Annotated in this window: 10 protein-coding genes and 1 pseudogene; 3 read left to right on the top strand and 8 right to left on the bottom strand. The window is 62.8% G+C overall.

The window, feature by feature from the left end:
• Positions 1-31: 31 nt before the first annotated feature.
• The 4 genes from LB551_RS15460 to LB551_RS15445 form a co-directional block, all read right to left on the bottom strand.
• Positions 32-490, bottom strand: a complete 459-nt coding sequence (locus tag LB551_RS15460; RefSeq protein WP_224659740.1) for a carboxymuconolactone decarboxylase family protein — start codon at positions 488-490, stop codon at positions 32-34.
• Positions 491-510: 20 nt separating this feature from the next.
• On the bottom strand, positions 511-1,020 hold the full coding sequence (locus LB551_RS15455) for an RrF2 family transcriptional regulator (RefSeq protein ID WP_224659739.1): 510 nt from the start codon (positions 1,018-1,020) through the stop codon (positions 511-513).
• A gap of 109 nt (positions 1,021-1,129) precedes the next feature.
• Complete coding sequence (gene preA, locus LB551_RS15450; protein WP_224627106.1) at positions 1,130-2,443, bottom strand: NAD-dependent dihydropyrimidine dehydrogenase subunit PreA; 1,314 nt, start codon at positions 2,441-2,443, stop codon at positions 1,130-1,132.
• A gap of 2 nt (positions 2,444-2,445) precedes the next feature.
• A complete protein-coding gene (locus LB551_RS15445; protein ID WP_224659738.1) occupies positions 2,446-3,810 on the bottom strand; it encodes an NAD(P)-dependent oxidoreductase in 1,365 nt (454 codons plus the stop codon).
• Between the two features lie 300 nt (positions 3,811-4,110).
• Between LB551_RS15445 and LB551_RS15440 the strand changes: the two genes are divergently transcribed.
• Positions 4,111-4,887 carry a VOC family protein gene (locus LB551_RS15440; RefSeq protein WP_224659737.1) on the top strand — a complete coding sequence of 259 codons (777 nt, stop codon included), beginning with the start codon at positions 4,111-4,113 and terminating at the stop codon, positions 4,885-4,887.
• A gap of 72 nt (positions 4,888-4,959) precedes the next feature.
• Here LB551_RS15440 and LB551_RS15435 read toward each other — a convergent pair whose 3' ends face one another.
• Positions 4,960-5,448, bottom strand: coding sequence for a hypothetical protein (locus tag LB551_RS15435; protein ID WP_224659736.1), 489 nt, complete (start codon positions 5,446-5,448; stop codon positions 4,960-4,962).
• 199 nt (positions 5,449-5,647) lie between these two features.
• On the opposite strand from LB551_RS15435, the gene LB551_RS15430 reads away from it, so the two are divergent.
• On the top strand, positions 5,648-6,040 hold the full coding sequence (locus LB551_RS15430) for a DoxX family protein (RefSeq protein WP_140516674.1): 393 nt from the start codon (positions 5,648-5,650) through the stop codon (positions 6,038-6,040).
• A 21-nt stretch (positions 6,041-6,061) separates the two neighbouring features.
• Here the strand turns inward: LB551_RS15430 and LB551_RS15425 are convergent, their stop codons facing one another.
• Both LB551_RS15425 and LB551_RS15420 read right to left on the bottom strand, forming a co-directional pair.
• Complete coding sequence (locus LB551_RS15425; RefSeq protein WP_224659735.1) at positions 6,062-8,503, bottom strand: FAD-dependent oxidoreductase; 2,442 nt, start codon at positions 8,501-8,503, stop codon at positions 6,062-6,064.
• Between the two features lie 65 nt (positions 8,504-8,568).
• Complete coding sequence (locus tag LB551_RS15420) at positions 8,569-10,107, bottom strand: trimethylamine methyltransferase family protein (protein WP_224659734.1); 1,539 nt, start codon at positions 10,105-10,107, stop codon at positions 8,569-8,571.
• A 217-nt stretch (positions 10,108-10,324) separates the two neighbouring features.
• Between LB551_RS15420 and LB551_RS15415 the strand changes: the two genes are divergently transcribed.
• On the top strand, positions 10,325-10,915 hold the full coding sequence (locus LB551_RS15415) for a transglycosylase SLT domain-containing protein (RefSeq protein WP_140553022.1): 591 nt from the start codon (positions 10,325-10,327) through the stop codon (positions 10,913-10,915).
• A 427-nt stretch (positions 10,916-11,342) separates the two neighbouring features.
• Here the strand turns inward: LB551_RS15415 and LB551_RS15410 are convergent.
• Positions 11,343-13,640 (bottom strand): annotated as a pseudogene (locus LB551_RS15410) (dipeptide ABC transporter ATP-binding protein); the annotation flags it as partial.
• Positions 13,641-13,683 lie beyond the last annotated feature (43 nt).

Below are 13,683 nucleotides of genomic sequence, written 5' to 3'. Positions count from 1 at the left end.
CCTCGGCGGCGCTCCGATCGTGATCGAGCAATCAGGCGGCCTTGGCGGCAGGCATCGGATGAATGGCGTGGAACGGAATGCAAAGCCGGTTCCAGGTGTTGATCATGCCCAGCGCCACGGAGAGCTTGACCAACTCCTCTTCCGAGAAATGCTCCAGCGTGCGGGCATAGAGCTCGTCCGAAACACCATTGTTGGCGATCAGCGTCACGGCCTCGGTCCAGGCCAAAGCGGCGCGCTCGCGCTCCGAAAACAGCGGCGATTCCTTCCAGGCCGAAACCAGATAAAGCCGCTGTTCGGTCTCGCCGTCGCGCCTCGCCTCGCGGCTGTGCATCTCGACGCAGAAGGAGCAGCCATTGATCTGTGAGGCCCTGAGCTTGATCAGGTGCAGCAGGCTTTCCTCAAGCTCGCATTCGTCGACCGCCTTGTTGAGCGCCGACACCGCTTTCATGATCTCGGGCGCCTTGGCGAAGAACTGGAGCCTCTGTCTCATCATCTTTCCTTTCATGCTTGCTAGGTTGAACGGGATTTCTGCTGCCGCTGGTGGCGCTCGGTGAAAGCGCAGCTTGCCGCGACCGATCGCGGATCGGCGCCTTTCATGAAGTCCGCCACGATGTCGGACAGCCTGACCTCGGCTAGCGCCGCGCGATAGGCGCGCTCCGCCTTCAGCATCGCAGCATTGATGCCGCACGGCCTGACATAGGCCGACGCATCGAGTTTCGTCGGGCCGCGCTGGCGGATTTCGCCGCAGCGGAAAGCCGGCTCGCGCCCTTCGACCGCCAGCACGATGTCCAGCAGCGTGATGCGTTCGGCCGACTTCGCCAACCGGTAGCCGCCCGCCGGCCCGGGAACCGACTCCAGGATGCGCGCCGCCGTCAGCATGTTCAGATGCTTCAGGAGATAGCTCGGCGACAGGCCGAACGCCTCCGCGAGGGCCGCACCTGGCATGGTGCTGTCGCCATCGACGCCCGCCAGCGTCGCCGCGCAGTGGATGGCCGCTTCGACGCCCTCGCCCAATTTCATGGTGCCAATCTCCTATACATGGATAATTTATATCCTGGATATTTATTGTCTGCAATAGGAAAACAAAAACGGCGCTCGAAGACGCCGCTTTTTCCTCGATTGTTCCGCTCTACTCCGCCGCCACCTTGGCCATCGGGTTGTTCGGGTGCGTGGTCCAGTTGGCATAGACCGGCGACACAGGCATGCCGGTGCGCTGGTCCATCACCCCGGCGGCCAGCGGCTCCATGGTGATGCAGTTGTCGACCGGGCAGACATTGACGCACAGATTGCAGCCGACGCATTCGGCCTCGATCACCTCGAAATGCCTGACCCCGGCGACCACGCTGGTGATCGCCTGGTGCGAGGTGTCCTCGCAGGCGATGTGGCAGCGGCCGCATTTGATACAGGCATCCTGGTCGATATGCGCCTTGGCGACATAGTTGAGGTTGAGATACTGCCAGTCCGTAACATTGGGCGTGGCACGGCCGATGATCTCGTCGAGCGAGCGATGGCCCTTCTCGTCCATCCAGTTTTCGAGACCGGCGATCATCTCCTGGACGATCTTGAAACCGTAGGTCATCGCCGCCGTGCACACCTGCACGTTCCCCGCGCCGAGGGCCATGAACTCGGCGGCGTCGCGCCAGGTGGTGATGCCGCCAATGCCGGAGATCGGCAGCCCTTGCGTTTCGGGGTCGCGCGCGATCTCGGCCACCATGTTCATGGCGATCGGCTTCACCGCGGGGCCGCAATAGCCGCCATGCGAGCCCTTGCCGTCGATGGTCGGCATCGGCGCGAAATTGTCGAGATCGACACCGGTGATCGAGTTGATGGTGTTGATCAGCGACACTGCGTCGGTGCCGCCGGCATGCGCCGCCCGCGCCGGCTTGCGGATATCGGTGATGTTGGGCGTCAGCTTGGTGATGACGGGCATGCGCGTGTACTGCTTGCACCAGCGCACAACCATTTCGATATATTCCGGCACCTGGCCGACGGCGGCGCCCATGCCGCGCTCCGACATGCCGTGCGGGCAGCCGAAATTGAGCTCGATGCCGTCGGCGCCGGTCTCCTCGACAAGCGGCAGAATCGCCTTCCAGCTTTCCTCGACGCAAGGCACCATGATCGAGGCGATCAGCGCCCGGTCGGGCCACTCCATCTTGACCTGCTTCATCTCGCGCAGATTGGTCTGCAAGTCGCGATCGGTGATCAGCTCGATGTTGTTGAGGCCGAGCAGACGGCGGTCTGCGCCCCAGATCGCACCGTAGCGCGGGCCGTTGACGTTGACCACCGGCGGGCCCTCTTCGCCCAGCGTCTTCCAGACGACACCGCCCCAACCGGCCTTGAAGGCGCGCACGACATTGTAGGCCTTGTCGGTCGGCGGCGCCGAGGCCAGCCAGAACGGATTGGGCGATTTGATGCCGACGAAATTGTTCCTGATATCTGCCATGCTCATGCCCTCCCGTTCGAGGTCAGTGCCCGGTGGATGGATTCCGCCGCGTCACGCCCTTGCGCCACGGCCGAGACGGTCAGGTCATCGCCACCGAATATGCAGTCGCCGCCGGCCCAGACCTTGGCCAGCGAAGTGCGCCCTTCCGCATCGACCTTGATGCGCCCGGCCTCGAGCTCGATCGCAGCACCGCTGCCGTTGAGCGCAGCGGGGACGAAACTCTGGCCGATTGCCTTGAATACCTGGTCGGCAACGAGGGTCAGCGTCTCGCCGGTGCCGGCAAGCCTGTCGCCGTTCATGGCGGTATATTCGAGCTCGATGGCATTGACCTTGCCGCCTTCGGCAATCACCCGCTTCGGCTGTAGCCAGTGCCGGATGACGACGCCGTTGGCGGCCGCCAGATCCTGCTCGAATTCGGAAGCATTCATATGTTCCTGGCCGCGCCGGTAGCAGATCGTCACCTCTTCGGCGCCAAGCAGCTTCGACTGCACCGCGGCATCGATCGCCGTCATGCCGCCGCCGATGACGACGACGCGGCGGCCGACCGGCAGGCTGGCCAGATCGCTGGCCTGTCGCAGCTCGGAGATGAACTCCACCGCATTGACAACACCGTCCGCATCCTCGCCATCGGAGCGCAGCGCATTGACGCCGCCAAGCCCCGTGCCCAGGAACACCGCGTCATAATTGCGGATCAGGTCGGAAAGCTGATAGTCGCGGCCGAGCACCTTGCCGTTCTGGATATCGATGCCGCCAATCGAGGTGACATAGTCGACCTCGGCCTGGGCGAAATTGTCGACGCTCTTATAAGCGGCGATGCCATATTCATTGAGCCCGCCCGCCTTCGCGCGCGCTTCCAGGATTGTGACGTCGTGGCCATGGCGGGCGAGCCGATGGGCGGCGGCAAGGCCGGCCGGCCCGGCGCCCACCACGGCGATCGCCTTGCCAGTCGGCACGGCACGTGGATAAAATTGCCTGTTCTCGCTCATCGCGATATCGGTGGCATAGCGCTGCAGCCGGCCGATCTGCACCGGCTTGCCTTCCGCCACCTCGCGCACGCAGACCTCCTCGCACAGCGTCTCTGTCGGGCAGACGCGGGCGCACATGCCGCCCAGAATGTTCTGGTCGAAAATGGTCTTGGCCGAGCCGATCGGATTGCCCGTGGAGATCTGGCGGATGAACAGCGGAATGTCGATCGAGGTCGGGCATGCGTTCATGCACGGCGCGTCGTAGCAGAAATAGCAGCGATCGGATTCGACCAGCGCCTCGTGGTGATCGAGCGGCGGATGCAGGTCGGAAAAATTGTCCGCATACTGATCGGCAGGCAGCCGGCCGCCTGCAATGCCTTCCCTGAACTGGCCTTCTGCCATCGTCAGTTCCCCTTGTTTTCCTTTTAGGAAAGGCTAGCACGTTTTATTTTTTTATCAATTGGTCAATTTTCGACATAAGTCGCTGAAAAGGCTCGAATAAAACATGATATTTCAGTTCATGTTTTAAGCCCGTGATGCGCGAATATCGAACCTTCGAGGAAAGGCTTTCCGCAAGGCGGCCGGCGCGGCCACGGCGCGCCTGGGACACGCAAATTTTTCCTCCGCTGTCGGATTTCCGTCTCGAAGATCGTCCTATGATGGATCGAAGGACGATCGACGCAAAAGGTGAGGAGACCGACGATGCCGAAATCCCCAATGCCCTTTTTCTGGTACGAATTGATGACATCCGACCTCGACGCCGCCGAGGCGTTCTATACCAAGGTGGTCGGCTGGACGGCGCAACCCTTCGACAAGGCTCCCGGCATGCCGCGCTACATCGTCATGAATGTCGGCGAGCGTGGCGTCGGCGGGCTGATGACGATGCCTGAGGATGCCGCCAAGATGGGCATGCCTCCCGCCTGGCTTGGCTATATCCACACCAGGGATGTCGATGCTGCCACGGCGTCGCTGCAGAAAGCCGGCGGCGCCGTTCATCGCCAGCCCGACGACATTCCAGGCGTCGGCCGCTTCGCCGTCGTCGCCGATCCGCAAGGCGCGACCTTCATGTTCCTGCAGCCGAACGGGCCCGACCAGCCGGTCGTGCCGGCCAGCACGCCGGGCCATATCGGCTGGCACGAGCTTTACACAACCGACTGGAAGGCCGCGTTCGACTTCTATTCCAGCCAGTTCGGATGGACCAATGCCGGCGACTTCGACATGGGGCCGATGGGAACCTATCAAACCTTCGCGGCCGGCCCCGAATCCGGTGGCGGCATCATGAACAAACCCGAACAGATCCCGGTGCCGGTCTGGCAGTTCTATTTCAACGTAACCGCCATCGACGCGGCGGCAAAACGAGTGACCGACAATGGCGGCAAGATCCTGATGGGCCCGATGGAGGTCCCCGGCGGCAGCTGGATCGTGCAATGCCAGGATCCGCAAGGCGCCCATTTCGCTTTGATGGCGCCCGGACGGTAAGGGGCTCAACGTCGCACAGGAGGACGGCCTTTGATCGTAAGATTGAAGGCCGTGTCCCCGCTTGGCGCCGAGCTATTCCGGCGTCAGCACCGCGACTTTCAGGCCTGCCTTTTTTGCACCGCTGAACTGGACGGTGGCCGGGCCGGGCGCAAGCTTGAACCGAACGCTCTTGCGAATGTCCGGACAGGTCTTGACCCCGCTGTAGCCGGCCAATTTCACGGTATGGCCGTCCTGAATGACATCGATCCAGGCTTCGCCCGACAGGCTTATCTGGATGCCCCCTTCCGGCGGCACAACCATGCTGGCGACAGCGCCGAACGTGCCAGGCGCCGGGGCACGTTCGGGCGGGAGGGCGAATTCCGCTGTCTCGGCCGGCACCAAGACCAGATCGGCGGCAGCGCCGATCGCCAGCGTCGCCCCTGACGCAGCAGAAGGAGGCGCGGCGAACAGCGCCTGCTCGCGCGTTACCGGCCATTTGAACGCCTCGCAGCCGGCGTCCTCGGCCATTGCGAAGCTGGTGCCGGCAAGGATTGCGAAAAAGCTGACGACGACTTTTTTCATGGCGAGAGACCCCAAACGATTTCGACTATCTACAAATCGATACAACCATAGAGATAATAATGCAACCCTAGGAGGAAAATATCGACGCGTTGCGGAACATCTCGCATCACCGATTGTTGATGTTGGGTAGCGGGAAGTGAATGGTCCATCTCAGGACGATAATTTAGGCCGGACCCTGGGGGTGAAAACGGAGTTTCAGATGGCGCTTTTCGAAGGCTTGGCCCGATACCAGCCACAGGCGCTCGGCGTTCTGCGCATCATGACCGCGCTGCAGTTCATCGAGCATGGCAGCCAAAAGCTATTCAATTTCCCGGCAAGCGCCGAACCCCACGCCCTCAGCGGGTTGACGCTGACAGCCGGCATTCTCGAGTTCGCCGGCGGCATCCTGCTGGCGCTGGGGCTGTTCACCCGCCCAGTCGCCTTCCTTCTGGCGGGCGAGATGGCGATCGCCTATTTCATGGCGCACATGCCGCGCGGCTTCTTCCCCGTCAACAATGGCGGCGATTTGGCGATCTCGTTCTGCTTTATCTTCCTCTATCTGTTCTTCGCCGGCCCTGGCGCCTTTGCGCTCGACAATCGCCGCGCTGCCTGATGCGGGCCGGATGCGGATTGTTCACGCCCGCATCCGCTCCAAATTGGCGTCGAACAGCGGTACCGGCTGCATGCGTGCGGCATGGCGCTTGCCGAGGATTTCGATCTCGAAGCCTTCGCTCTCCTCGGCGATCTCCTTCGGCACGTAGCCCATGGCGACCGATTCCCTGGAATGATGCGCATAGCCGCCTGACGTCACCCAGCCACGCACCGTGCCGCCGAACCAGATCGGCTCATCGCCGATGACATCGGCGTCGGCAGCCTCGACGATGAAGGCCCGCAGCCTGAGCCTGCCGCCCTGCTTGCGCTCTGCCAACGCCCGGGTCTTGCCAATGAAATCGGCTTCCTTGCCATAGGCGACAAAGCGATCGAGCCCTGCCTCCAGCGGTCCGTAGATCGGCCGGTATTCGCGCCCCCACGAACCATAGTTCTTTTCCAGCCGCAGTGCGTTCAACGCACGGGAGCCGAACAGGCCAATGCCGAACTCCTCGCCCGCCGCCATCAGCGCCTGGAACGCCGCGCGCTGATATTCCGGCGCAACCCAGATTTCATAGCCGAGATCACCTGTGTAGCTGACGCGGCCAACCAGGCAGGGCGCCATGCCGATATCCATCTTGCCAATGGCCATGAAGGGAAAGGCGGCGTTCGAGACGTCCGTCCGCGTGACCTTGGCCAGCACGTCCCGCGCCTTCGGCCCGGCGAGGGCAAGGCCGGTGAGCTTCGCGCCCGATGCCTCGATGCGGACAGAACCATCCGCGGGCAGATGCTTTTCGAACCAGCGCATATGGTACTGCTCGGCAATGCCGGAACCGGCGATGAACCACTCTTCCCCATCTCGATCAAGAGGGCCGAGATTGGCCAGCGTGAAATCGCCGATGAGCTTGCCGTCCTCCTTCAGCATAGGCGCCAGCGTCATGCGGCCTGGCCTCGGTAGCTTGCAGGCAAGCAGCCGGTCGAGCCATGCGGCAGCACCCTCGCCTGTCACGCCATATTTGGCGAAGTTCGAAATCTCGGCGAGGCCGACGCCCCCGCGAACGTTTGCAACCTCCCTGCCGACATGGGCGAAATCGCTCGAGCGGCGCCACGAGAACTCGTCCCTGACGCCTTCGGGCGCATACCAGAGCGGCACTTCCAGCCCATAGGACACGCCCCATTGCGCGCCCTTGGCCGACAGCAGGTCGTAGACCGGCGTCGTCTTCAGCGGCCGCCCGGCGGGCAATTCCTCATTGGGGAAGCGGATCGAAAAGCGTCTGGAATAGTTCTCGCGCACCTTGGCGTTGGTGTAGGCCATCGTCGCCCAGTCGCCATAGCGCGCAACGTCCATGGCCCAGATGTCGGCGCCGGGATCGCCCTCGATCATCCAGTTGGACAGCGCGAGCCCAACGCCGCCGCCCTGGCTGAAACCGGCCATGACGCCACAGGCCACCCAGAAGCCCGGCAAACCGCGCACCGGCCCGACCAGCGGGTTGCCGTCAGGCGCGAAGGTGAAGGGTCCGTTGATGATCTGCTTGATGCCGGTGTTCTGAAAGGCCGGGAAATGCCGGAAGCCGACTTCCAGTGACGGTGCGATGCGGTCGATGTCCGGCTCCAGCAGTTCGTGGCCGAAATTCCACGGCGTCTGGTGCTCGGACCATGCCTTGTTGGCCTTCTCATAGGTACCCATCAGCATGCCGCCGCGCTCCTGGCGCAGATAGAGCTCGCCGTCGAAATCGACGGCGTGGATGATCTCGGTGCCGGTCTTGGCGTTCCAGGCGGCGACTTCCGGCATATCCTCGGTGATCAGGTACATGTGCTCCATGGCCAGCACCGGCAGTTCGAGCCCGACCATGCGGCCGACCTCTCGCGCCCAAAGGCCACCGGCGTTGACGACATGCTCGGCCACGACCTCGCCCTTATTGGTGATGACGCGCCACAGCCCGTCGGGACGCCGCACGACGTCCTCGACCTTGGTGAAGCGCTCGACCTCGGCACCCAGCTTACGCGCAGCCTTGGCATAGGCATGGGTGACGCCGGAGGGATCGAGATGGCCGTCCTCCTTGTTGCGGACAGCGCCGACGAACTGCTTGGGGTCGAGCAGCGGCATGAGTTCGGCCGCTTCTTTCGGTGAGATTTCTTCGAGATCGATGCCGAGATAGCGACCCTTGGCGACGACGCCACGCAGCCAGTCGAGCCGCGCCTCGGTCGCCGCCAGCAGCACGCCGCCGGTCAGATGCACGCCGGTCGCCTGGCCGGAAAGCTCCTCGATCTCCTTATAGAGGTTGATCGTGTATTTCTGCAGCTTGGCGACGTTGGGATCGCCATTGATCGTGTGCATGCCACCGGCCGCGTGCCACGTCGAGCCTGAAGTCAGCTCGTCGCGCTCCAGAAGCACGACGTCGGTCCAGCCATGGCGGGCGAGATGGAACAACACGGAACACCCGACGACCCCGCCGCCAATGACCACGACCTTTGCATGCGATTTCATGATTTCTTCTCTGATATCAGTGAGTTGGATGGGTTAGATGATTCAAAGCGGACGTTCGTGGCGCATCACGGCTCGCCCGCCCCAATCGCTTCCTTGCGCCTGGCCACATAGGCCTCCAGCGCTTCGCGCACGGCGATGTCCATCGGAGGCTCGACATAGTCTTCGAGCGCCTTCTTCCACAACCGCGTGGCGCGCGCGGTTGCGTCGAGGCCGCCGGCTTCCTGCCAGGCTTCAAAATTCTGCCAGTTCGAAAGCATCGGCTGATAGAAGGCCGTCGCATAACGTTCCAGCGTGTGCGGCTCGCCGAAGAAATGGCCGCCGGTCGGCACCGCGCCCAGCGCCTCGACGGCAAGCTCGGCCTCATCGACCACGATCGGGCGCAAAAACTCCATCATGTGCTGGATCATTTCGACGTCGATGATGAATTTCTCGAACGACGCAGTCAGCCCGCCCTCCTGCCAGCCGGCTGCGTGATAGACGAGGTTGCCATGGCCGAGCACCGCGCCCCACAGCGCCATCAGCGTCTCATAAGCGCCTTGCGCATCGGCGGCGTTCGACGCTGAGCCCGGCGTTGTCCGATAGGGCAGCCCATAACGCCGGGCCAGTTGCCCCGACGCGATGTTGGCCTTGGTATTTTCAGGCGTGCCGAAGGCCGGCGCGCCCGACTTCATGTCGACATTGGAGGTGAAGGCGCCATACATGACCGGCGCGCCCGGACGCACAAGCTGCGTCAGCACGACGCCGAACAGTGCCTCCGCATTCTGCTGCGCCAAAGCACCCGCCAGCGTCACCGGGCTCATCGCGCCCATCAGCGTGAACGGCGTCACCGCCACCGACTGGCCGAATTCGGCCATCGTCATCAGCCCCTCGGCCATCATCTCGTCGAAACGCCGCGGCGAGTTCACCGAGATGATGGTGGCGATGGCGGGATCCTCGCGCAACTGATCCAGCGTCAGCCCGCGCGCGATCGCCATCATCTCGATGCCGTCCAGCGCCCTGCCCCGGCCGATCGCTGAGACATGGAAGCTTTTGTCGGTCAGCGTGAGATTGGTGAAATAGGTGTCGAGATGGCGCGAATTGGCCGGCAATTCGACTGGAGCGCAGACCTGGTTGCCGAGCATGTGCACGCAGTTGAAATGCTGTGCCAGCCGGGTCAGATCCGCATAATCGCGCAAATTGCCGGCGCGGCGGCCGCGCTCCATGTCGTGCACATTGGGCGGACCGGCAACGAGCGTGAAATTGATGGTGTTGCCGCCGAGATGAACGACGTTGGCCGGATTGCGCGGTGTAAGGGCATAGTTGGACCGCGTCGTCTTCAGCGCCTCGTCGACCATGCCGCGGTCGATGCGGACGTTCGCCGACGCGTGGTCCACGCTGGCACCGGCCTGCTCGAACAGCGACAGCGCCCGTAGGCTCATCACCTCGATGCCGAAATTCTCCAATATATGCATCGACGCCTGATGGATGGCCTCGATCTGCTCGGACGACAGCAAGGCCATCGGAGGATAGGGATTGGTCACCCGCCTCGCCGGCAACTGCGGGATGGGCCCTGGCCCCCGGTTGCTGGTGCGCTCGGCGCCGCGCTTGCGTCTTGGTTCGTTCATATCGGGCATCAAAGCCTCGGCAAACCGCGCCAGCTGTCAGAAATACGTCGTTTGCGGACGTGATTTTAACCGAGGCGGCGTTTTCGAAACATTGATTTATAAAAAGCGACAAGATATGTCGGACAATCAATATGGCACTTTCCGAACCGCCCGCGTCGGCGACGCGTTAACGGGCGCGGCAAGATTCCCTTTATGATTTGAGCCTATTGCTCTGCCGATGCGTAGGTCGAGTTTTAGTAAAATTGTAGCGGTTGGTATGCTGCTGGCACTTTCGGCCTGCGCGACCGCCCCCAGCCACATCAACAATGTCTGCGCCGTCTTCGACCAGAATGACGGCTGGTTCGACAATTGGCAGTCGGCCGCCGAACGCGCCGAGCAGAAATACGGCGTGCCCGTTCCCGTTCTGATGGCGACGGTGCGCAAGGAATCCGGTTTCAAGAGCAACGCCCGGCCGCCGCGCACCAAACTGCTCGGGTTCATCCCGTGGAAGCACGTTTCGTCGGCCACCGGCTTCTCGCAGGCGCTGGACGGTACATGGTCGCAATATCAGAGCGAAACCGGCAACTGGGCGGCGCGCCGGACCAAATTCGCCGACGCCGTCGATTTCGTCGGCTGGTACCATTCCAAGACAGCGGATACTTACGGCGTCGCCCGCAACGACACCTACAATCTCTACCTCGCCTACTATCTCGGCTGGACCGCCTATGGCCGTGGCAACCGTGGCGACGCCGGCGTCCAGGGCTATGCCCGGGCGACCGACAAGATGGCCCGCGACTATGCCCAACAGCTGAGGCAGTGCGGCAGCTGAGAGGCGCGCCGGTGGGTCAGCGCGGCTTCCTGCCGAACACCCTGATGTATTCCGCCTCGCCGCCCTTGGCGAGCGCCTTCGCCTGCTTGACCCAGTCCTCGCGCTCGATGCGGCCTTTGAATCTAAGATAGTCGTCGACCCATTGGCGCTCGGCTTTTTTCCACGCGGCGACCTGGGCGTAGGTGAAGATGCCGAGGTCGTTGAGGATGCCTTCTGTTTTCGGGCCGACGCCCGAAATCAGCTTGAGATTGTCGGGTTTGATCGGCCTGGCGATGCCGGTCGGACGGTTCTTGTCGGTGGCACTTGCGTCGGCCAGCCGAGCCGGCGGGGCAAGCGGTGCAACGTATGCACTCTCGGCCTGCCGGCCGTCACCAAGCGTTCTTGGCGTGAACGGCGCGGAGGTTGCGTTGGCATCCGTCGCCGGACGACCAGTCTCCGAAACCTCGTCGCGGACCTCATGACGACGGGCCTTTGAGACGGCTTCGGTTTCCTCTGCGGCCTGCCCCACCGCATCGGCTTCCGTGCTGGTCGTCTTACCATGCGGCCGCTTCGGAGGCGCACCGGCAAAGCCCGGACCGACACCATGCGGCGCGTCGTCCGGCACGCCCTCACGGTCGGCATGCTGCTTGTCGAACTTGATCACCGGCTCCATCGTCGCCAGCACGTCGTCCGAGAGCCAGCAAAGGCTCATGTGCCCGTCGCCCAGGTTCTTGACCGGCGGCACCTTGGTTTCGCAGAGATTATCCGGCACCAATCTCTTGTAGCCGCAGCGCGTCTGGAATGGACAGCCTGTCGGCGGGTTCATCGCCGAGGGTATGTCGCCCTCCAGAACGATATGCTTCTTGACCACGCTGGTGTCGGCGATCGGGATCGCTGACAGCAGTGCCTCAGTATAGGGATGATAGGGCGGCGCGAAGATCTGGTCGGTCGTGCCTTGCTCGACGATATAGCCCAGATACATGACGACCACCCGGTCGGCGATATAACGCACGACCGACAGATCGTGGCTGATGAACAGCATCGTCGTCTTGTTCTTGCGCTGGATGTCCATCAGCAGCTCAGTCACCGCCGCCTGGACCGACACGTCGAGCGCCGAGACCGGTTCGTCGGCCACCACCACCTTGGCATCGCCGGCAAAGGCGCGCGCCACGCCGATGCGCTGCTTCTGGCCGCCCGAAAGCTGGCGCGGCTTGCGGCTTTCGAAGGCGCGCGGCAGCTTCACCAGGTCGAGCAGTTCCAGCATGCGCTTGCGCCGGTCGGCGACGGTCTTGCCGACGTTGAATTTCTCCAGCGTGCGGATGATCTGCGAGCCGACCGAATGGCTGGGGTTGAGCGTATCGAACGGGTTCTGGAAAACCATCTGGATCGACGACACCGTGTCGACGCTGCGGCTCTCGATGCCGGTCGACTGGATCTCCTTGTTGGCGAGCGTGACCCTGCCGGAGCTCGCCGTCTCGAGCCCGAGCAGCACTTTCGCCAGCGTCGATTTTCCGCAGCCGGATTCGCCAACAATGGCGACGGTTTCGGATTCGCGCGCAGTGAACGAAATCGTCTCGTTGGCCTTGACGACGCGACCCTCGCTCGAGCCGAACACTTCGCTGCCGCCAACCTTGTAGTATTTCCTCAGATCCTCGATTTTGAGCACCGGTGCGCCAGGCACGACCTTCTCATTGACCTTCTTTGCGCCGGGCGGCAGGGCGTCCCAATCGATTTCGTTGAAGCGCACGCAGCGCGAGAAATGACCTTCATGTCCCGCGACTTCGATCATCGGGATTTCGGCGGCGTTGCAGACGCCCTCGACGAAATGGTGGCAGCGCGGGCCGAAATTACAGCCCTTCGGTCGCTCATGCGGCAGGGGCAGCTGACCGGGGATCGAGATCAGCGGCCGCGAGTTCTTGTCGGCGCCCGGCAGCGGAATCGAGCGGAAAAGGCCCTGCGTATAGGGATGACGCATCCGGTCGAACACGTCCTTGATCTTGCCGGTCTCGACGGCCTCGCCCGAATACATCACCGTGATGCGGTCGCAGGTCTCCAGGATCAGGCCAAGGTTGTGCGACACGAAGATCATCGAGGTGCCGAACTTCTCGCCCAGCCCCTTCACCAGTTCGACGATGCCCGCCTCCACCGTCACGTCGAGCGCGGTCGTCGGCTCGTCGAGGAGAAGCAGCGCCGGCTTCGACAGCAGCGCCATGGCGATGACGATACGCTGCTGCTGGCCGCCAGAAAGCTGATGCGGATAGGAGCGCATCATGCGTTCCGGATCGGGAAGCTTCACCGAGCGCACCATTTCGAGCGCACGTTTATAGGCCTCTTCCTTCGACACCTTGTCGTGGATCAGCGGCACTTCCATCAACTGCTGGCCGATCTTCATCGCCGGGTTCAGGCTCGCCATCGGCTCTTGGTAGATCATGGCGATCTTGTTGCCGCGGATGCTGCGCAGCTCCTCCTCGGAGAGCTCGCCCATGTCCTTGCCCTGGAACTTGATCTTGCCGCCGACGATCTTGCCGATGTTGGAGAGGTCGCGCATGATGCCGAGCGACACGGTCGACTTGCCGCAACCGGATTCGCCGACAATGCCCATCGCTTCGCCGGGCATGACCGTGCAGGAAAAATCCATCACGGCCGGTATCTCGCCCTTGCGGGTGAAGAAGGAGATCGACAGGTTCTCGATCTCGATGATCGGCCCATTGTTCGGCCTGGCCGGATTTCGAACTGCCTCGTTCATGGGTCGCTCCAATCCTTGGTTCTTCCGGGCAAGTAGGGTCGAG

The organism is Mesorhizobium sp. BR1-1-2, assembly GCF_020165435.1.
GTDB lineage: Bacteria > Pseudomonadota > Alphaproteobacteria > Rhizobiales > Rhizobiaceae > Mesorhizobium.
This window is presented reverse-complemented; position numbering and strand designations above follow the sequence as displayed.

Excerpts from the sequence above, each read along its gene's own strand:
- LB551_RS15460 (WP_224659740.1), bottom strand. The coding sequence starts at position 490 with ATGAGACAGAGGCTCCAGTTCTTCGCCAAGGCGCCCGAGATCATGAAA.
- LB551_RS15455 (WP_224659739.1), bottom strand. The coding sequence starts at position 1,020 with ATGAAATTGGGCGAGGGCGTCGAAGCGGCCATCCACTGCGCGGCGACG.
- preA (WP_224627106.1), bottom strand. The coding sequence starts at position 2,443 with ATGGCAGATATCAGGAACAATTTCGTCGGCATCAAATCGCCCAATCCG.
- LB551_RS15445 (WP_224659738.1), bottom strand. The coding sequence starts at position 3,810 with ATGGCAGAAGGCCAGTTCAGGGAAGGCATTGCAGGCGGCCGGCTGCCT.
- LB551_RS15440 (WP_224659737.1), top strand. The coding sequence starts at position 4,111 with ATGCCGAAATCCCCAATGCCCTTTTTCTGGTACGAATTGATGACATCC.
- LB551_RS15435 (WP_224659736.1), bottom strand. The coding sequence starts at position 5,448 with ATGAAAAAAGTCGTCGTCAGCTTTTTCGCAATCCTTGCCGGCACCAGC.
- LB551_RS15430 (WP_140516674.1), top strand. The coding sequence starts at position 5,648 with ATGGCGCTTTTCGAAGGCTTGGCCCGATACCAGCCACAGGCGCTCGGC.
- LB551_RS15425 (WP_224659735.1), bottom strand. The coding sequence starts at position 8,503 with ATGAAATCGCATGCAAAGGTCGTGGTCATTGGCGGCGGGGTCGTCGGG.
- LB551_RS15420 (WP_224659734.1), bottom strand. The coding sequence starts at position 10,107 with ATGAACGAACCAAGACGCAAGCGCGGCGCCGAGCGCACCAGCAACCGG.
- LB551_RS15415 (WP_140553022.1), top strand. The coding sequence starts at position 10,325 with ATGCGTAGGTCGAGTTTTAGTAAAATTGTAGCGGTTGGTATGCTGCTG.